14 protein-coding genes, 4 tRNA genes and 1 pseudogene are annotated in these 17,257 nt (G+C 63.1%); 16 read left to right on the top strand and 3 right to left on the bottom strand.

Features of this window, described 5'->3' with window-relative positions; all coding sequences use genetic code 11:
* Positions 1-11 precede the first annotated feature (11 nt).
* From ISP15_RS13210 to ISP15_RS13200, 3 genes are read left to right on the top strand one after another with little or no spacing between them, the layout of a single operon-like run.
* On the top strand, positions 12-1,301 hold the full coding sequence (locus ISP15_RS13210; protein WP_404548345.1) for a YihY family inner membrane protein: 1,290 nt from the start codon (positions 12-14) through the stop codon (positions 1,299-1,301).
* Positions 1,298-1,765 (top strand): TlpA family protein disulfide reductase, encoded by a 468-nt coding sequence (locus ISP15_RS13205; RefSeq protein WP_404547998.1) that lies wholly within the window; start codon positions 1,298-1,300, stop codon positions 1,763-1,765. Before ISP15_RS13210 ends, ISP15_RS13205 begins: the two co-directional genes overlap by 4 nt.
* A gap of 4 nt (positions 1,766-1,769) precedes the next feature.
* Positions 1,770-2,036: an acylphosphatase gene (locus tag ISP15_RS13200; RefSeq protein WP_404547997.1), complete on the top strand. Its 267-nt coding sequence runs from the start codon at positions 1,770-1,772 to the stop codon at positions 2,034-2,036.
* Between the two features lie 109 nt (positions 2,037-2,145).
* On the opposite strand, the gene ISP15_RS13195 is transcribed toward ISP15_RS13200, so the two are convergent.
* From ISP15_RS13195 to hemA, 3 genes are all read right to left on the bottom strand, one after another.
* Positions 2,146-4,248, bottom strand: a complete 2,103-nt coding sequence (locus ISP15_RS13195) for an O-linked N-acetylglucosamine transferase, SPINDLY family protein (RefSeq protein WP_404547996.1) — start codon at positions 4,246-4,248, stop codon at positions 2,146-2,148.
* 201 nt (positions 4,249-4,449) lie between these two features.
* The gene (gene prfA, locus ISP15_RS13190) at positions 4,450-5,541 is read right to left on the bottom strand and encodes a peptide chain release factor 1 (RefSeq protein WP_404547995.1); all 1,092 of its coding nucleotides are present in this window, start codon (positions 5,539-5,541) and stop codon (positions 4,450-4,452) included.
* A gap of 87 nt (positions 5,542-5,628) precedes the next feature.
* On the bottom strand, positions 5,629-6,903 hold the full coding sequence (hemA, locus tag ISP15_RS13185; protein ID WP_404547993.1) for a glutamyl-tRNA reductase: 1,275 nt from the start codon (positions 6,901-6,903) through the stop codon (positions 5,629-5,631).
* A gap of 194 nt (positions 6,904-7,097) precedes the next feature.
* Here hemA and ISP15_RS13180 point away from each other — a divergent pair, with 194 nt between their 5' ends.
* The 13 genes and pseudogenes from ISP15_RS13180 to ISP15_RS13120 all read left to right on the top strand — a co-directional run.
* Positions 7,098-8,750, top strand: a complete 1,653-nt coding sequence (locus ISP15_RS13180) for a tetratricopeptide repeat protein (RefSeq protein WP_404547992.1) — start codon at positions 7,098-7,100, stop codon at positions 8,748-8,750.
* Positions 8,747-9,355 carry a lipoprotein insertase outer membrane protein LolB gene (gene lolB, locus ISP15_RS13175; protein WP_404547989.1) on the top strand — a complete coding sequence of 203 codons (609 nt, stop codon included), beginning with the start codon at positions 8,747-8,749 and terminating at the stop codon, positions 9,353-9,355. Before ISP15_RS13180 ends, lolB begins: the two co-directional genes overlap by 4 nt.
* Positions 9,356-9,397: 42 nt before the next feature.
* Complete coding sequence (ispE, locus tag ISP15_RS13170) at positions 9,398-10,780, top strand: 4-(cytidine 5'-diphospho)-2-C-methyl-D-erythritol kinase (protein ID WP_404547988.1); 1,383 nt, start codon at positions 9,398-9,400, stop codon at positions 10,778-10,780.
* A 38-nt stretch (positions 10,781-10,818) separates the two neighbouring features.
* Positions 10,819-10,895: transfer RNA gene (locus ISP15_RS13165), tRNA-Gln, on the top strand.
* Positions 10,896-10,969: 74 nt separating this feature from the next.
* The gene (locus tag ISP15_RS13160) at positions 10,970-11,908 is read left to right on the top strand and encodes a ribose-phosphate diphosphokinase (protein WP_404548344.1); all 939 of its coding nucleotides are present in this window, start codon (positions 10,970-10,972) and stop codon (positions 11,906-11,908) included.
* Between the two features lie 270 nt (positions 11,909-12,178).
* On the top strand, positions 12,179-12,838 hold the full coding sequence (locus ISP15_RS13155) for a 50S ribosomal protein L25/general stress protein Ctc (RefSeq protein ID WP_404547987.1): 660 nt from the start codon (positions 12,179-12,181) through the stop codon (positions 12,836-12,838).
* Positions 12,839-12,892: 54 nt separating this feature from the next.
* The gene (gene pth, locus ISP15_RS13150; protein WP_404547986.1) at positions 12,893-13,477 is read left to right on the top strand and encodes an aminoacyl-tRNA hydrolase; all 585 of its coding nucleotides are present in this window, start codon (positions 12,893-12,895) and stop codon (positions 13,475-13,477) included.
* 60 nt (positions 13,478-13,537) lie between these two features.
* The gene (gene ychF, locus ISP15_RS13145) at positions 13,538-14,629 is read left to right on the top strand and encodes a redox-regulated ATPase YchF (RefSeq protein WP_404547984.1); all 1,092 of its coding nucleotides are present in this window, start codon (positions 13,538-13,540) and stop codon (positions 14,627-14,629) included.
* A 624-nt stretch (positions 14,630-15,253) separates the two neighbouring features.
* The gene (locus ISP15_RS13140) at positions 15,254-15,742 is read left to right on the top strand and encodes an acyl-CoA thioesterase (RefSeq protein ID WP_404547983.1); all 489 of its coding nucleotides are present in this window, start codon (positions 15,254-15,256) and stop codon (positions 15,740-15,742) included.
* 103 nt (positions 15,743-15,845) lie between these two features.
* Positions 15,846-15,931, top strand: a tRNA-Tyr gene (locus tag ISP15_RS13135).
* A 96-nt stretch (positions 15,932-16,027) separates the two neighbouring features.
* Positions 16,028-16,101: transfer RNA gene (locus ISP15_RS13130), tRNA-Gly, on the top strand.
* 24 nt (positions 16,102-16,125) lie between these two features.
* A tRNA-Thr gene (locus ISP15_RS13125) sits at positions 16,126-16,201 on the top strand.
* Positions 16,202-16,284: 83 nt separating this feature from the next.
* Positions 16,285-17,257: pseudogene (locus tag ISP15_RS13120) on the top strand (elongation factor Tu); the annotation flags it as partial.

Raw genomic sequence — 17,257 nt, 5'->3', positions numbered from 1 at the left:
TCATCAGCCTCATGAACCTGCGTTTCGATCGTGACCGCACGCTCACCTTCAGCCGCTTCCTGTGGCAGCGTTTCCTCGACGACAAATGTTTCGAGACAGCCGGCGCGCTGTCCTACACCACGCTGGTCTCGCTGGTGCCGCTGACCGTGGCGGTGCTGGCGATGTTTGCCGCGTTCCCGATGTTCGAGGAGGCGCGCGATACGCTGATCAACTTCGTCTTCAGCAACTTCGTGCCGGCCGCGGGCGAGACCGTGCAGAACGCGCTCATCGATTTTTCCAATAATGCGCGCAAGCTCACCGGTATCAGCATCCTGGTGATGCTGTTCAGTGCGGTATCGATGATGAACAGCATCGAGGATCGCCTCAATCGGATCTGGCACGTGCGCAATCATCGGCCGTGGGGTCCGCGCCTGCTGCTGTATTGGGCGGCGCTGACGCTGGGGCCGATCCTGGTGGTCGGCGGCATCGCGGTTACTTCCTACGTGACGGCGGTGCCCATGCTGCGCAATGCCGGCCAGCAGCTTGGCATCGGCCAGGAGTTGCTGAAGGCGATGCCGTTCGTGGTGACTTTTTTCACGCTGTGGCTGCTGTATACCGCGGTCCCCAATCGCCGCGTCAACCGGCAGCATACGGCCATCGGCGCCTTGCTCGGTGCGGTATTGTTCGAGATCGCGCGCGCGGGCTTTACGCATTATGTGCGGCATGCGCAGAACTACCAGCAGATCTATGGCGCGCTGGCGATCATTCCATTGTTGCTGCTATGGATTTACCTGTCGTGGGTGATCGTGATCCTGTGCGCGTCGGTGGCGGCATCCGTCTCCGCCTTCGAATACCAGGCGCCTTCCGATGCCCTGCCGGAAGGTTCGGAATTCATCGGCTTGCTGGTGGTGTTGCGCCATTTTGCCGATGCGCAGCGTGCCGGCCACAGCGCCGATCCGGCGGCCATTCGTGCAGCCGAGCCACGCCTGTCCAGCGCCTGGATTGCCATCTATTTCGACGATCTGGCGCGCGCCGGGCTCATCCATCGCAAGGAGTCGGGTGGATGGATGCTCTCGCGCAGCCTGGACAATACCGATCTGCTGCAAGTCTACCGGCACAGTGGTCACCGGCTGCCGTTGAACCCGGTCGAGCAGATGGCTGCGTCCGGCATGCATTTGCCGGAGGAATTGCTGGCCTTGCTGGCCAGATTGGCGCATTCGCTGGATACCAACTTGGGCACGCGGCTGGACCGGGTTTATCCTGTTCGCGCTACGCCTGCATCATCAGGTCACGCTTCACTAAGGCAGGAATCGGAACTATGAAGTGGTTCGCATCATCACTGTGGGTGGCCGCATGCATGCTGGCGGCGCCGGTCCACGCTGCCATGCCGGCACAACCGTCGTTGAAGGTGACCACGCTGGATGGCAAGCCCTATGATTTGGCTTCGCAGCGCGGGCACTGGGTGATCGTGAATTTCTGGGCGACCTGGTGCGCACCGTGCATCAAGGAATTGCCGGACATCGCTCATTTCGTGGCTACGCATCCGAATGTGCGCGCCATCGGCATCGCTTATGACGACACCGATCTCGCCGACATTCGCGCCTTCCTGGCGAAGCATCCGGTAGGTTATCCGGTGGCGCAGGTCACAATGGAAAAGCCGCTGAAAGATTTCGACGAACCGCTCGGTTTGCCGACTACCTGGCTGATCGCGCCGGACGGCAAGGTCGCCAAGCATTTCATGGGGCCGGTAACTTCGGCCTCCCTGAGCGCCGCCATCGAAAAGTGACGTCATGAGCTGTGCGCGTTTCCTGGTGAGTGGCAAGGTGCAGGGGGTGTTCTTCCGTGCCGGCACGCGGCAGCAAGCCTTGAAATTCGGTTTGCACGGTCGCGCGCGAAATCTTTCCGACGGACGTGTGGAAGTAGTCGCTAGCGGGAGCGTTGAGGCATTGAAGCAATTGGAGCAATGGCTGCGGCTCGGGCCGCCGTCCGCACGGGTCGATACCGTCATGCGCAGCGATTATGACGGTGACATTGAAGAGGGTTTTCTCATTTCATAGTCGCAGCCCGTATCGCGGATGCATGGTTGGCATGCGAGCGAGGTTGCCGGCAGGCGTTACGGTACGCGGGTGACCTGTGCCCGTGTGCGGCCCTCCGGATGCGGGCAAGCTAAACATCAAAGTCGGCGGGTGGCCGGCCAATGCGATAGCGTGCGCTGATCGCGCGCACTGCGCGCCGGAAATCGGCGGCGAAACCTTGCATGTCGAAAAGCGGATGCTGCTCGCGCTGTTGCGCGAGATGGCGGCGCAGGGTGGCCAGCGCTTGCGGATCGTTGCCCAGGGCGGTTGCCATGCCAATATACGAAACGCCGTCGGCGGTAATCAGCTCGGGCAGGCCAAGGTGATGCAGCAGGCTGGTCACAGTACGTCCAGCGAAGGTTTCGCCGGTGCGGGTGAGCACGGGACAGCCCGCCCACAGTGCATCGGAGGCACAGGCGCGCGCGTTGCTGGGCAACGTATCCAGATACAGGTCGACATGCGCGTAGCACGCCAGGTATTCGGCGTAGGGCAGGCGGGGCATGAATATCAGGCGCTCCGGCGCAATATCGAGTGCCTTCGCGGCCTGGCGCAGACGCTCATCGGTGTCGGCCGGTCCGGTGAGCAGCCACAGCACGCTGCCGGGCACCTGCTGCAGCACAAGCATGCAGCGTGCGAATACGGCCGGATTGACCGCATGGGTTTCGCTGAAGCAAGCGAATACGGTGCCGCTTTCCGGCAGTCCGCAGGCGGCACGCGATGGCGGTGTGGCCAGCACGCGGCTGGGATCGTTCGGTTGCTGGCATCGCGGCAGGCGCACGATTTTTTCGCTGATATGCGCGCGCAATGCTTCCGGAAGCGCGATGGCATCGGTGAGCAGGTAGTCCATCCACGGTGCGCCGGAGCTGCCGGTATATCCCAGCCAGCCGACTTGTATCGGCGCCGGGCGTAGCGCCATCACTTCGGCATTGCCCCGGCCGCGGTAACCATTGAGATCGAACAGCACCTCGATGGCGGTGCCATGGATCAAGGCGGCCTGCTCCTGGCGCTGCAGGGCGGAGACATCGTGCAAGGTGGCTGCCGCGGCAAGGCGGCGCCGGATCGCGCGTCCGTCGTCCGGCGTGGTGGCAAACAAGTGGACGTCCAGATCGCTGTCGGCAAGCGCTTCGATCAGCGCGACGATGTGCTGGCCGACCGCGGTTTCGTGGAATCCATCGGCGAGCATGCCTACGCGGATCGGGCTGTCCGGCAAGGGCGTGGTGTGCCGCAGATTGCGCTGATGCCGCAACGCGGCCGCCTGCTGTTCGATGCCTTCCGCATAGGTCTGCGCGCAACGCAGCTGGAGTGCGGCGTCGGCGTCCTCGGCAAGAAAGGCGAAAGGATGGATGCCGGGCTTTCCGTCCGCGGCGGCCAGCATGACCGATTCGCTCAGGGCATCGATGCCTTGCCAGCGACACAGGCGACGGCGCACAAACAGCAACTGCGCCATCAAGGGGACGGACTCCGGGCTGCGAGCCAGCGCCTCGGTCAGGGCGTTGTCAGAGCCGGCCAGGTCGCCGGCCTCTTCCAGCATCAGGGCGGCCTGGAGCATGTACTGTGCATTGTCCGGCGCGAACTTGCCTGCCTGCAGCCATGCCGAGGCGGCATCTTGCGGACGGCGCTGGATGTGCATCATGTGGCCGAGCATCGCGTGGGCCACGTCGGTCGAGGGCGCTTGCTGCAGCACCTGGCGAACCTGCGCCTCGGCCTGTTGCAGGTGTCCCAATTCCATTTCAACCGCCGCAAGGTTGAGCCGGATCATCGGATGCTGCGGCATGTTCTGCACAGCCAGCGCAAAAGCATCGCGGGCCTGCGCATGCTGCCGCAAGGACATATAGGCCGTCCCCAGCGCCTGCAGTAACGCCGGATGGCCGGGTGCCTTGGCGAGCGCCTGATGCAGGCGTCCGATCGCCGCATCGGCCTTGCCCTCGGCCATGGCCAGGCTGGCCAGATTGCATTGCAGCTCGATGTTGTCCGGGGCGAGTTCCGCGGCGCGGTTCAGGGCTACCTGCGCTTCGCGCCGACGCCCGAGTCGCAGCAGGGCGATGCCGTGCAGCCGGATCAGTTCGGCCGCCACCGGGAATTGCCGCCGTGCCAGCATCGCGAACTGGGCGGCTTCTTCATTGGCGTCGCGCTGCAAAAGCTCGCTGAGCTGGTGCAGGATCGAGGTGATATCGGTGGGTAGAGCGTTGGTCATCGGCGAATGGATAGGGCGAGCAAATGCAAAAGCGTCATGCGGCGAATACCGAAATCCAAGCGATATAGGCCGGGCAGCGCACTCGAAAACGGGAATGCATGTGCTTGCGCGGCATATCTGCGCCAGATCGGCGTTCGCCTGACGACGAGCCGGAATGGAATCCCCTGAAGCGGTTCAAGCGTACCTCAGACGTGCAGGCGCTTACGCGCTGTTTCCGTGACCGGCAAGCGATTTCAGCTCGTCCGCCTGGTGCTCGCGAGCCAGCGTGCCGAACAGATCATCCAGCTCGCCCTGCATGATCTCGGGCAGGCGATGGAGGTCCAGGCCGATCCGGTGATCGGTGACCAGGTTGTCCTTGTAGCGGTAGGTGCGGATGCGCTGGCTGCGATCGCCGGTGCCCACCTGCAGGCGTCGCGACTGGGCCTGTTCGGCGGTCTGCTTGGATTGTGCCTCGTCGAGCAGGCGCGCCTTGAGCAGGCTCATGGCGCGGGCGCGGTTCTTGTGTTGGCTGCGTTCGTCCTGGCACTCCACCACGATCCCGCTGGGCAGGTGAGTGATGCGGATGGCCGAATCGGTCTTGTTGACATGTTGGCCGCCGGCGCCGGAAGCGCGGAAGGTATCGATCTTCAGGTCGGACGGCGACAGCTCGATCGTTGCGATCTCGTCCATTTCCGGCAGCACGGCCACGGTCGCGGTAGAGGTGTGAACGCGGCCCTGCGATTCGGTCACCGGCACGCGCTTCACGCAATGCACGCCGGATTCGAATTTCAGCCGCGAAAACGCGCCCTTGCCCTCGATGCGCGCGACGATTTCCTTGTAGCCGCCGTGTTCGCCCGGATTCTCGCTGAGCACTTCGACCTGCCAGCGCTGGCGTTCGGCGTAGCGGGTGTACATGCGGAACAGGTCGCCGGCAAAAATGGCGGCCTCGTCGCCGCCGGAGCCGGCGCGCACTTCCAGGAACAGGTTGGCCTCGTCGCGCGGGTCCTTGGGTAGCAGCAGGTATTGCAGTTCTTCTTCCAGTTCGGCGGTGCGCGATGCCAGGCGTGCGATGTCATCGGCCGCCATATCGCGCAGTTCGGGATCATCGAGCATCGCGCGTGCGTCGGCCAGTTCGTGTTCCACCTTGGCTTGCTCGTGCATGGCGCTGGCGACGGGTTCGAGCTGGGCGTATTCGCGTGAGAGTTCACGGAAACGGGCGTTGTCGGCCAGCACCTCGGCTTGTCCTAGCAGCAGGCCAATCTCTTCATGGCGTTCGACGATGGTTTCGAGTTTGCGGCGGATGGAAGGTGTCATGAGCCCGGACGAGTGAATGGCGGGTGGCGAGTAGCGCAACGGTTTGCGCGGTTCGGATAGGCGGAACGCGGCAGCCAGCCGCCCTCGCTACTCGTCGCTGGCTTCCGCTTTTTCGTCCAGGCCGTAGAGACGGCCGGCGGCATGCAACAGGTCATGATCGCCGCTGAGGGTGGCTTCCCGCAGGCGGGCGCTGGGATGATGCAGGAGTTTGTTGGTCAGCGTATTGGCAAGGAACGAAAGGGCTTCGTCCGGCGACTTGCCGCGGGCGAGCATGGTGCGCGCTTTTTCCAGTACCTGGTCGCGATAGGTTTCGGCGTGCAGGCGCAGGTCCATGGCGGGGTTTTTTACCGTAAGCGCCCGACGCCACGCCATGTAGCGCTCGACCTGCAGATCGATGATCGCATCCGCTTCGCGCGCGGCGCTTTCGCGCGAGCGAAGGTTGCCGTCGATCACCTGGCGCAGGTCGTCGATGCCATAGAGGTATACGTCGTCGAGCTCGCTCACCGAAGGCTCGATATCGCGCGGCACGGCGATGTCGACCATGAACATCGGCTTGCGTCGACGTGTCGTCATCGCCTTTTCCACCATCGCGCGGGTCAGCACCGGTTGCCGCGCGGCGGTCGATGCAATGACGATGTCGGCCTCGGCCAAGTGCTGCGGAAGATCGTTCAGGCCGATGGCATAACCGCCGTGCCTGCTTGCGAGTTCTTGCGCGCTCTCCAGGGTGCGGTTGGCAACGATCAACCGGCGCACCTGCTTATCGGCCAGGTGGCGCACGGCCAGTTCGATGGTGTCGCCCGCGCCGATCAGCAACACACAGGCCTGGCGCAGATCGGTGAAGACGCGCTCGGCCAGCCGTACCGCGGTGAAGGCGACCGATACGGTATGCGCGCCGATCCGCGTGTCGGTGCGGACCCGCTTGGCGACCGCAAAGGTGTGTTGCAGCAGGCGTTCCATCGGCGTTTTCAGTGCGTTGGCGTCGCGTGCCTGCTGATAGGCGTCCTTGACCTGGCCGAGGATCTGCGGTTCGCCGAGTACCATCGAATCCAGTCCGGTGGCGACCCGAAACATATGCCTCACGGCCGCTTCGTCATCATGCCGATAAAGGAACTCGTCCAGTTTGCCCGGAGTCAGATGGTGATGACGATTGAGCCATTCCTGCGGCACGCCTTCCGCGCCGTCCGTTACGCTGACGTAAAGCTCGGTGCGGTTGCAGGTGGAAAGGATCATTGCTTCGTCGATGCCGGGCTGGTGCGCCAGCTCGCGCAAGGCTGTTCCGGCCGCATCCTCGTCGAACGCCACCTGCTCGCGCAGGCTGACCGGCGCGGTGAGATGGTTAAGCCCGAGGGCGATCAGCTTCATGACGTGATGCGATTGGAGGCGGCGGGCGTTCGCCGGCGTAGACTAAAGGATTGAAGCATCCTTTGCGCCGGTTATGACCGGAACCGACAGATGGTTGGAGGAATAGTGTGCTGAGCGGAACGGTCAAGTTCAAGCAAGTGCGGCAGTTTGTAGCGAGTGGGTTGGTCGTGCTTGGCGTGGCCGGGTGCGCTGCGATGCCCGATCGGGCGAAGGTTGTCCAGGCACCGTCACCGCAACCGCTGGCACGGATGACCGTCGCCACGCCCGATCTGGACCACGACCTGCTGGCCCAGTTGCTGGCAGGGGAATTGGCGTTGTCCCGTGCCGATCTCAAGGCCGCCTCGCAGGCGTATGACAAGGCGATGATGCTGTCGGGCGATCCCGAATTGGCCGGCAAGGCCGTCGCGCTGGGCATTGCGATCCACGATCCGGAGGCGGCACGCCGCGCCATTGATCGCTGGCAGGTATTGGGCGCCAATGGCGCCCAGCTGGCGCAGGCGCGCGCCGAACTGGCAGTGGAACAGGGACAGACCGACGAGGCCCGACACCAGCTGTCGCTGTTGCTTGCCAGTGGCGACAAAGATGCCTGGCGCATGTTCGGTCGCGTGCTGATCGGCAGCCGGGATCCGGCGCTGGCCTCGAACCTGCTGCAATCGTTGGCCACTCCGGATCGCCTGCCGCCGGATCCCAAAGCGTGGCTGGCGATGAGCCAGCTCGGCGAACAGCTGGGCCGGCATGCCTATGCGCAGCAGATCGCCGACGGCGCCATGAAGCGTTTCGGGACCGCCGAAACGTATGCCTGGGCCGCGCAGCTGAAGCTCAATAACGGCGATCGCACCGGCGGCCTCAGCCTGCTGCGCCAGGCGCAGGGGAAGGACCCCGGCAATATCGGCCTGCGCCTGACTTACGCTTCCCTGCTCGGGCAGACCGGCCAATACGCGCAGGCATCGCGATTACTGGAGAAAGGTCCGCAGAACGCACAGACCTACGCCATGCGTGCGGCCTTGGCCGCCAATGCCAAGGACAACACGTCCCTGGAGCAGGTCTATCAGCAGCTGTCGCAGGCGCCGGCGGACGTGCGCAATGCCAGCGCCTACCTGCTCGGCCAGTTGGCAGAAGTGCTTGGCCGCAAAGAGGAGGCGCTGAAGTGGTATGACCAGGTATCGGACGACGACGATCATGCGTTCGACGCCGACTTGCGCACGGCCATCCTGCTGCAGGATCTGGGCCGCAGCGCGGAAGCGCACCAGCAGTTGGCGGAAATGCAGACCGACTATCTGGATCAGCCGGCGCAACTGCGGCGGGCCTATGAGGTGGACGCCGACCTGTATCTGCGCGACAAGCGTTATGCCGAGGCGGCCAACGCCTTCAGTCATGCCTTGCAGGTGGCGCCAGACGATCCGGACCTGCTGTACGGGCGTGGCCTGGCGTATGCGGAAATCGGCAAGATCGACCTGGCGGTCGCGGATTTCCATCATCTGTTGAAGATCAAGCCGGATGATATCGACGCCAGCAACGCGCTCGGCTTTACGCTGGCTGATGCCGGACGCGATCTGCCGGAGGCGGAGCGCTTGATCGCCGCCGCCCGCGCCGCCAAGCCCAACGATCCCTCGATCGCCGATTCCTGGGGTTGGTTGCAATACCGGCTTGGGCATCTCGACCAGGCGGAAAACGTGTTGCGCGCGGCATGGCAGTCCGGCAAAGACGCCGATGTCGGCGTGCATCTGGGCGAAGTGCTGTGGAAGCAGGGAAAGCGCGAACAGGCACAGCAGGTTTTCGACGAAGTGCGCCGCACGGACCCGCATAATTCCAACTTGCAGCAAACCCTCAAGCGTCTGCAGCCATGAAATTATCCTCGCTCATTTTCGCGTCGCTCGCGACGCTGCCGCTGGCTGCGTGCGCGCCGCGGCAGCTGGTGCGTCATCAGGGCGATGCGGCGTCGCTCACGCAGCAGGAGGCGCGCGAGCGGCAATTGGCGGGTGCCGATCATTGGACGCTGCAGGGCCGGATCTTCATTTCCAACGGCGAGGATGGCGGCACGCTCAACGTCACCTGGACCCAGCATGGCGGCCATTACGAGTTCATCCTGAGCAAACCGATCACTGGCCAGAGCTATCGGCTCGCGGGAGACCCCCAAGGCGCTGAACTGGATGGGCTCGATGGCGGTCCGCGGCATGGTCCGGATGCCGAAGCGTTGATGCGCCGCGCGCTGGGTTGGGAGGTTCCGATCGAGGCACTGCGCGCGTGGGTATTGGGCGTGCGGGCACAAGGCAGCGACGCCCGTTTGAGCTTTGGCGAAAACCGGTTGCCTTCGGAACTGCAGCAGGCTGGATGGACCGTCAGTTACCCGGCCTGGGATACCACCCGCCAGCCCGCGCTGCCGGCCAAGGTTTTTGCCGACAAACCGCCATACAAGGTCAAACTGTCGATTGCCTCATGGAGCATGCAATAAGCTCATGCGTATGCGCTATGCATGATGCCACTGCGACAATCCATGTCATTTCGAATTGAACGCGCCACCGTCGCGCACATCGACGCCATCTGCGCGATAGAACGTGCCGCGGTGGAAATGTTTCGCGGACACGCCGCGTGGCCGTTCTATTCGGCCATGTCGATGCCGCCCGAACTGCTGGCCGAAGAGATCCATCGGGGCCTGGTCTGGGTGGCGCTCGATGACGCGGGCGAACCGTTGGGCTTCGTCTGGCTGGATACGGAACAAGGAGGCGGCGTTGCCGGTATCGCCGAGATCGACGTGTTGCCAGCCTGCCAGCGGCGCGGCATCGGTGCCGCGCTGCTTGAACACGCCTGCGATTGGGCGCGGGCCGCGGGCTATCGCCGGATCGATCTGGGAACCTTGGCCGACGTAGCCTGGAATGCGCCGTTCTACGCGAAGCATGGCTTTGTGGCCGTGGACAAGCACGATCCTTCTTACGCCTACGCACGTGATCGCGATCGCGAAAACGGTTTTCCCGACAGCCTGCGCGTGTTCATGTCGCGCAGATTGCCGCCGCTGTCGGCGCACGAATGGTCGGTGTGGCCGGCGCCGGCAAGCTTGAGGCTTTTTCTGCGCATCCTCGCGCAACGCGAGGACGGCAGCGATGCGGTGCAGTCGGTATTCCGCCTGCTCGACTGGGGCGATGAAATCCGGGTGCGCGCGCGCGACGATGGCGGTATTCGTCGTTTGACCGATGTGCCGAACCTGCCGGAATCCAGCGACCTGATGGTGCGCGCGGCAGCATTGCTGCGCGATCATGCCGGCGTGCGAAGCGGTGCGGACATCGAGATCGAGCGGCGTGTTCCTCGTGCGATCGGCCTGGGTGGCGGCAGTTCGGCTGCGGCAACCGTGCTATTGGCGTTGAACCATGTATGGCGTTGCGGTGCGAGCACGGATGAGCTTGCCGATTTGGGGCGCATGCTCGCGCCGGAGGTGTCCCTGTTCGTGCGGGCGCGCGCGGCCTGGATCAGTGGCACGGGCGAACGCGGCAAGCCGATCACGTTGCCGCGGCGCTGGTATGTAGTGCTGGATCCACACGAAAACGTGTCCGCCAGCGAAATATTTCAAGCAACTGAATTGACACGAATTGCGCCCCCGGCCACAATTTCATCCTTTGCTTCCGGCGAAACCGTGGAGAACGTGTTCGAGCCTGTCGTTCGCGCGCGTTACCCTCGGGTCGCTGCGGCATTGGACTGGCTCGGGCGCCATGGCCACGCGCGGTTGTCCGGCAAGGGTGGTTGCGTTTTCTTGGAAACGGCAACACCTGAGCGGGCTGTGGCGGTTGCCACGCGCTGCCCGGCATCGTTCACCGCCTGGGTGGCCGAGGGTGTTGGCGTGTCGCCCTTGCACCGGGCGCTGGCGCGCCACGCCGCGATGGACTAGGTCGGCAGGTTCGGAAGCAGATTACAAACGAGTACTACTGGGGCGTCGCCAAGCTGGTTAAGGCACGGGATTTTGATTCCCGCATGCGTAGGTTCGAATCCTACCGCCCCAGCCATTTCAAAAAGAGGGATCCGTCGATCCCTCCATGGCCTGGTTTCTGAGGACACAACCGTGGATACGTCCAGCCCGATGCTGTTCGCCGGCAATGCGCACCGCGCCCTGGCCGAAGACGTCGCTCATCGACTGGGCGTACCGCTGGGCAAGGCGCTCGTCGGCAAGTTCAGCGACGGCGAAGTGCAGGTGGAAATCGAAGAGAACGTCCGCCGGCAGGAAGTATTCGTGTTGCAGCCGACCGGTGCGCCAAGCGCGGAGAACCTGTTCGAGCTGCTGACCCTGGTGGATGCGCTCAAGCGCGCATCGGCGGCCAGCGTCACCGCGGTGATCCCGTATTTCGGCTATGCCCGCCAGGATCGCCGTCCGCGCTCGGCGCGCGTGCCGATCACCGCCAAGCTGGTGGCCCGCCTGATCGGCACCTCGGGTGTGGATCGGGTGCTGACGGTGGATTTGCATGCCGACCAGATCCAGGGCTTCTTCGATGTGCCGGTGGACAACGTCTACGCTTCGCCGATCCTGCTGGCGGATATCTGGCGCAATCACAGCATGGACGACTTGATCGTGGTCAGTCCGGACGTGGGGGGCGTGGTGCGCGCGCGCGCAATCGCCAAGCGCCTCGACGACGCGGACCTCGCCATCATCGACAAGCGGCGTCCCAAGGCCAACGTGGCGACGGTGATGAACATCATCGGCGACGTCGAGGGCAAGACCTGCGTAATGGTTGACGATATCGTCGACACCGCCGGTACGCTCTGTGCCGCGGCGGCGGCTTTGAAGGAGCGCGGCGCCCGCAAGGTGGTGGCCTATTGCGTGCACCCGGTGTTGTCCGGCGCGGCGATCCGCAATATCGAAGGTTCCCAGCTGGATCAGCTGGTGGTGACCAATACGCTGCCGCTGCGCGACGATGCCAGGGCCTGCCCCAAGATCCGCCAGCTTTCGGTGGCCGAGCTGCTGGCCGAGACAATCCGCCGCATCGCTTTTGGCGAGTCGGTCAGCTCTTTGTATATCGATTAGGCGCTGTCCGCCTTTTCCTCCTCATCTTGGGGGAGAGGGCTGTACAAGGCTTGCCCCGGGCGGCCGGGACCGCGCTTTGGATAGTCGTCAAATAGCGAGGCTGTCCACTCGCTGCCCCCCTTTCCCTGCAGGGAAGGGGGCGATAGTCCGTGATTTTCTGTATACTTACGCGCTTTTCCGTCCGCTCGAGCGGGCAATCCGGCTCTCCTGGTCGCGGGAGAGTCAGTTCGGCCGCCGTGAGGCGGCTTTCCAAACCAAGGCAATACTGAAATGGCTAAGACTCATGAGATTTCGGCCCAGAGCCGCAAGGACGAGGGGAAAGGTGCGAGCCGCCGCCTGCGTCGTGCGTCTTTCGTGCCGGCCGTCGTTTATGGTGCGGGCCAACCCCCGCAAAGCATCCAGATCGAGCACAACACGATCCTGCTCGCCGCCAAGCACGAGTGGTTCTTTTCCTCGGTGCTCGACCTGAGCATCGACGGCAAGGTGCAGAAGGTGCTGGTGCGCGACTGGCAGAAGCATCCGTTCAAGCAGCAGATGCTGCATATGGATTTCCTGCGCATCAACGAAAACGAAGCGATCCGCGTCAATGTGCCGATCCACTTCGTGAACCAGGAGAAGTCTCCGGCCGGCAAGACGGCTGGCGTGGTGATCTCGCACAACCTCAACGAAGTGGAAGTGTCCTGCCTGCCGAAGGATCTGCCGGAGTTCGTCGAACTCGACCTGGCCGACCTGAAGCCTGGCGACATCGTCCACCTGGCACAGCTCAAGCTGCCGGCCAATGTTGAAATCCCGGCCTTGCACCTGGGCGCCGATCACGATGTGGCCGTGGTTACCGCCGCATTCGTACAGGAAGAAGTCGACGCGGCACCCGCCGAAGGCGCCGAGGGCGAGGCGAAGCCCGCCGCCGATGCCAAGGATGCCAAGAAGTAAGCGGCTGCCCGCCTTCGTCATTCCTGGCGCGGGCGGGTAAAGCTATCTCTGCGCATGGCAGGTTTGCGACTCATTGTCGGGCTGGGCAATCCCGGTGCCGAACACCTCAGAACCCGGCACAATGCCGGGTTCTGGTTTGTTGACGCCCTGGCTGCGGGTCAAGGCGAGCGTTTCGGCTTCGACGGCAAGCTGCACGGCGAAACCTGCAAGTTGCGCATCGGCGGTGAATCGGTGTGGTCGCTCAAGCCCGCCACTTTCATGAACAAGAGCGGCATCGCTGTCGCCTCGGCGCTGCGCTATTACAAGATCGCGCCGGAGGAATGCCTCGTCGCGCATGATGATCTGGATCTTCCCGCCGGCACGGTGCGCCTGAAATTCGATGGCGGCCATGGCGGGCAGAATGGCCTGCGCGACATCATCACTCATCTGGGACACGGCAAATTCCATCGCCTGCGTATCGGCATTGGCCATCCCGGCCATCGTGACCAGGTTACTTCCTGGGTGCTGGGCCGCCCCTCCGCCAAGGATGAGGACGCCATGCTCGACGGCGTTGCCCGGGCGATGGATGTGTTGCCACTGGCCGTGGATGGGCAGTTCGAGAAGGCGATGCAACAATTGCATACAGCGGGGAATCGTTGAGCCGCCCATCCCGGCTTTTTCCCATCCCCGATTTCTATTTACGATTCACGGACCTAAACCATGGGCATCAAATGCGGCATCGTCGGCCTGCCTAACGTCGGCAAATCCACCCTGTTCAATGCGCTGACCAAGGCGGGCATTGCTGCGGCGAATTTCCCGTTCTGCACCATCGAGCCGAACGTGGGCGTGGTGCCAGTACCGGATCCGCGCCTCCAGCAGTTGGCGGAGATCGTCAAGCCACAGAAGTTGATTCCCACCGCAGTGGAATTCGTCGATATCGCCGGATTGGTTGCCGGTGCCTCGAAAGGCGAGGGGCTGGGAAATAAATTCCTTTCGCACATCCGCGAGGTAGATGCGATTGCACACGTGGTGCGCTGCTTCGAGCACACCGACATCGTGCACGTGGCCGGCAAGGTCGATCCGATTGCCGATATCGAGACCATCGACACCGAATTGGCGTTGGCCGATCTCGATTCCGTCGAAAAAGCGCTTAATCGCGCCGAGCGCGCCGCCAAGGCGAATGACAAGGAAGCGCTGGCGAAGAAGCCGGTGCTGCAAAAGCTTGCCGCGGGCCTCAACGAAGGCAAATCAGCGCGTAGCCTGGGGCTGGATGACGAGGAAAAGGCGCTGGTTCGCGATCTTTTCCTGCTGACACTCAAGCCGCTGATGTATATCGCCAATGTGCGGGAAGATGGTTTCGAGAACAATCCGCACCTGGATGTGGTGCGTCAGCGCGCGGCAGGCGAGGGCGCGGAAGTGGTGCCGGTATGTGCGGCGATCGAAGAGGAGCTGTCCCAGCTCGAGGACGCCGACCGCGACGAATTCCTGAAGGATCTTGGCCTCGAAGAGCCTGGGCTCAACCGTGTCATTCGAGCGGGCTACAAGCTGCTGGGGCTGCAGACTTATTTCACGGCCGGAGTGAAAGAGGTGCGTGCCTGGACGGTCAAGGCCGGTTCCACCGCGCCGCAGGCCGCAGGTGTGATTCATACCGATTTCGAGCGCGGATTCATTCGCGCTGAGACGATCGGCTACGACGATTTCATCCAGTACAAAGGCGAGACCGGCGCGGCGGCAGCAGGGCGTTTGCGCAAGGAAGGCAAGGATTACATCGTGAAGGAAGGCGACGTCTTGCACTTCCTGTTCAACGTTTGATCGCCGTCCAAAGCCAAGTGTGCGAGCCCCGCCCAAGCGGGGCTTTTCGTGCCGGCATGGCTGCCATGCATGCAGGTGATCGCGCGGTTATGTCTCATCAAAGACTACGGATGCGCCTCGCGCGTCGGATGATGCGCGCGCAGTGGAAGTGCTGATTCGCCGCGTGATGCGACACTGGGTGCTGCATGGTCAGTCACCCGAGGCTGGACAAATCCGCTTGCGCCTTGCTGCCAAGAAGTTTTTTCGTACAAATAAGGCAGGGCTGGCGCTTTTATCTGGGTTGCCTGGGCGATGCACTGGTCGGAGTGGCAGCCATGCGCCGCGTATTGTTATCCGGTCCGCTTCTTTTTTGTTGGCACCCTTTATCAGGGGCACGGCATGGCCCGGCAGCTTTGGCAACGCGCGCGATGCGGGATGCGATGCGACGTGCCGGTACGCGCCATTTCATGCTCAACGCCACATGTGGCGCCATGGCCTGCCTATCTGCCCCTGAGCTTTCGTGTGACGGTCTCCCGGATGCGTTCAGCCAGGGACCTGATAACGACTCCCATGCCCTTGGTGCTGCCAGCAAGCAAGCGGGCATAATGCGGAATCTCGGTTATGGATTAGTCCGTTGGAGCACGCATGTCCGGCCAGCAGCACGAAGTAACGTTCCGTTTTCTTGCGCAACCTACCGATGTCAATTTCGGCGGCAAGGTGCATGGCGGCATGGTAATGAAATGGATCGACCAGGCCGGCTACGCTTGCGCGGTTGGCTGGAGTGGCGCTTATTGCGTGACGGCGGCGGTCAGCGGCATCCAGTTTGTCAAGCCGATCCTGATCGGCGACCTGGTCAGCGTGCGTGCCAAGCTGATCCACACCGGTACGTCCAGCATGCAGATGGCTGTGGACGTCCTGGCGCGGGACCTGCGCAGCGGGGATGAGCGTCTGGCCACTAGCTGCGTGATGGTATTCGTCGCGCTGGACAAACCTGACGGCATGCCCACGCCCGTGCCGCCCTGGACGCCCCGCGACGACAACGAGCGTCGTTTGCAGGAAAAGGCGCTGCACCTGTTGGAGCTCTCCAAGAGCATGGAGCGACTGGTCGACACGCGCGGTGCTGGAAACGACTGAACAGGTATCCCGTGCAGTCGAAAAATCTCGGAAAAGCGCCCGTTTCAGGTCGTCAAGGTGTTGACACATCAGGCCTCGATCCACACAATAGCCGTTCTTTGTTGGAGGGATACCCAAGCGGCCAACGGGGGCAGACTGTAAATCTGCTGGCTTACGCCTTCGGTGGTTCGAATCCACCTCCCTCCACCAGCCGATTGCCACGGGTAACCGCGGTCTTGGCTGGGGATCGTGTCGTAGAGGCGGGTAACTGCGTCGCTACGGTTCGTCAGACGGGTTCCGCGCAGGGCGGGAGTAGTTCAATGGTAGAACCTCAGCCTTCCAAGCTGATGGTGCGGGTTCGATTCCCGTCTCCCGCTCCATTGATCTCGTCGCTGTGCATTTGTGCTCATGTAGCTCAGTCGGTAGAGCACTTCCTTGGTAAGGAAGAGGTCGCTGGTTCGATTCCAGTCATGAGCACCACCGCACGCGAATGTCGCGGTATCACCTGATCATTCATACGCAAATTTTCTTTCACTCATTGACTCCATCGGGATTTAGCGCTCATGGCAAAGGGTAAATTCGAACGGACGAAGCCGCACGTGAACGTGGGCACGATCGGCCACGTGGACCACGGGAAGACGACGCTGACGGCGGCGCTGACGAAGATCGGCGCAGAGCGCTTTGGTGGCGAATTCAAGGCATACGACCAGATCGACGCGGCGCCGGAAGAAAAGGCGCGCGGTATCACGATCTCGACGGCGCACGTGGAATACGAATCGCCGAACCGCCACTACGCCCACGTGGACTGCCCGGGCCACGCCGACTACGTGAAGAACATGATCACGGGTGCGGCGCAGATGGACGGCGCGATCCTGGTGTGCTCGGCCGCGGACGGCCCGATGCCGCAGACGCGCGAACACATCCTGCTCAGCCGCCAGGTAGGCGTGCCGTACATCGTGGTGTTCCTGAACAAGGCCGACATGGTGGACGACGCCGAGCTGCTGGAGCTGGTGGAAATGGAAGTGCGCGAGCTGCTCAGCAAGTACGACTTCCCGGGCGACGACACGCCGATCATCAAGGGTTCGGCGCTGAAGGCGCTGGAAGGCGNGAGCCGGTGCGTGCGCTGGACAAGGCCTTCCTGATGCCGGTGGAAGACGTGTTCTCGATCTCCGGTCGCGGCACGGTGGTCACCGGTCGCGTGGAGAGCGGCATCATCAAGGTGGGCGAGGAAATCGAGATCGTGGGTCTGAAGCCCACGGTCAAGACCACCGTGACGGGCGTGGAAATGTTCCGCAAGCTGCTGGACCAGGGCCAGGCGGGCGACAACGTGGGCCTGCTGCTGCGCGGCACGAAGCGTGAAGACGTGGAGCGCGGCCAGGTGCTGGCCAAGCCGGGCTCGATCACCCCGCACACCCAGTTCGAAGCCGAAGTGTACGTGCTGTCGAAGGAAGAGGGCGGTCGTCATACCCCGTTCTTCAAGGGCTATCGTCCGCAGTTCTACTTCCGCACGACCGACGTGACGGGTGCGTGCCAGCT

Source organism: Dyella jejuensis, from assembly GCF_044904675.1.
Classification (GTDB): Bacteria; Pseudomonadota; Gammaproteobacteria; order Xanthomonadales; family Rhodanobacteraceae; genus Dyella_B; species Dyella_B jejuensis.
The sequence above is the reverse complement of the archived record's forward strand: the minus strand, read 5'-3'. Positions and strand labels throughout refer to the sequence as shown.

Excerpts from the sequence above, each read along its gene's own strand:
- ISP15_RS13210 (WP_404548345.1), top strand. The coding sequence starts at position 12 with ATGAACCTGCGTTTCGATCGTGACCGCACGCTCACCTTCAGCCGCTTC.
- ISP15_RS13205 (WP_404547998.1), top strand. The coding sequence starts at position 1,298 with ATGAAGTGGTTCGCATCATCACTGTGGGTGGCCGCATGCATGCTGGCG.
- ISP15_RS13200 (WP_404547997.1), top strand. The coding sequence starts at position 1,770 with ATGAGCTGTGCGCGTTTCCTGGTGAGTGGCAAGGTGCAGGGGGTGTTC.
- ISP15_RS13195 (WP_404547996.1), bottom strand. The coding sequence starts at position 4,248 with ATGACCAACGCTCTACCCACCGATATCACCTCGATCCTGCACCAGCTC.
- prfA (WP_404547995.1), bottom strand. The coding sequence starts at position 5,541 with ATGACACCTTCCATCCGCCGCAAACTCGAAACCATCGTCGAACGCCAT.
- hemA (WP_404547993.1), bottom strand. The coding sequence starts at position 6,903 with ATGAAGCTGATCGCCCTCGGGCTTAACCATCTCACCGCGCCGGTCAGC.
- ISP15_RS13180 (WP_404547992.1), top strand. The coding sequence starts at position 7,098 with ATGCCCGATCGGGCGAAGGTTGTCCAGGCACCGTCACCGCAACCGCTG.
- lolB (WP_404547989.1), top strand. The coding sequence starts at position 8,747 with ATGAAATTATCCTCGCTCATTTTCGCGTCGCTCGCGACGCTGCCGCTG.
- ispE (WP_404547988.1), top strand. The coding sequence starts at position 9,398 with ATGTCATTTCGAATTGAACGCGCCACCGTCGCGCACATCGACGCCATC.
- ISP15_RS13160 (WP_404548344.1), top strand. The coding sequence starts at position 10,970 with ATGCTGTTCGCCGGCAATGCGCACCGCGCCCTGGCCGAAGACGTCGCT.
- ISP15_RS13155 (WP_404547987.1), top strand. The coding sequence starts at position 12,179 with ATGGCTAAGACTCATGAGATTTCGGCCCAGAGCCGCAAGGACGAGGGG.
- pth (WP_404547986.1), top strand. The coding sequence starts at position 12,893 with ATGGCAGGTTTGCGACTCATTGTCGGGCTGGGCAATCCCGGTGCCGAA.
- ychF (WP_404547984.1), top strand. The coding sequence starts at position 13,538 with ATGGGCATCAAATGCGGCATCGTCGGCCTGCCTAACGTCGGCAAATCC.
- ISP15_RS13140 (WP_404547983.1), top strand. The coding sequence starts at position 15,254 with ATGTCCGGCCAGCAGCACGAAGTAACGTTCCGTTTTCTTGCGCAACCT.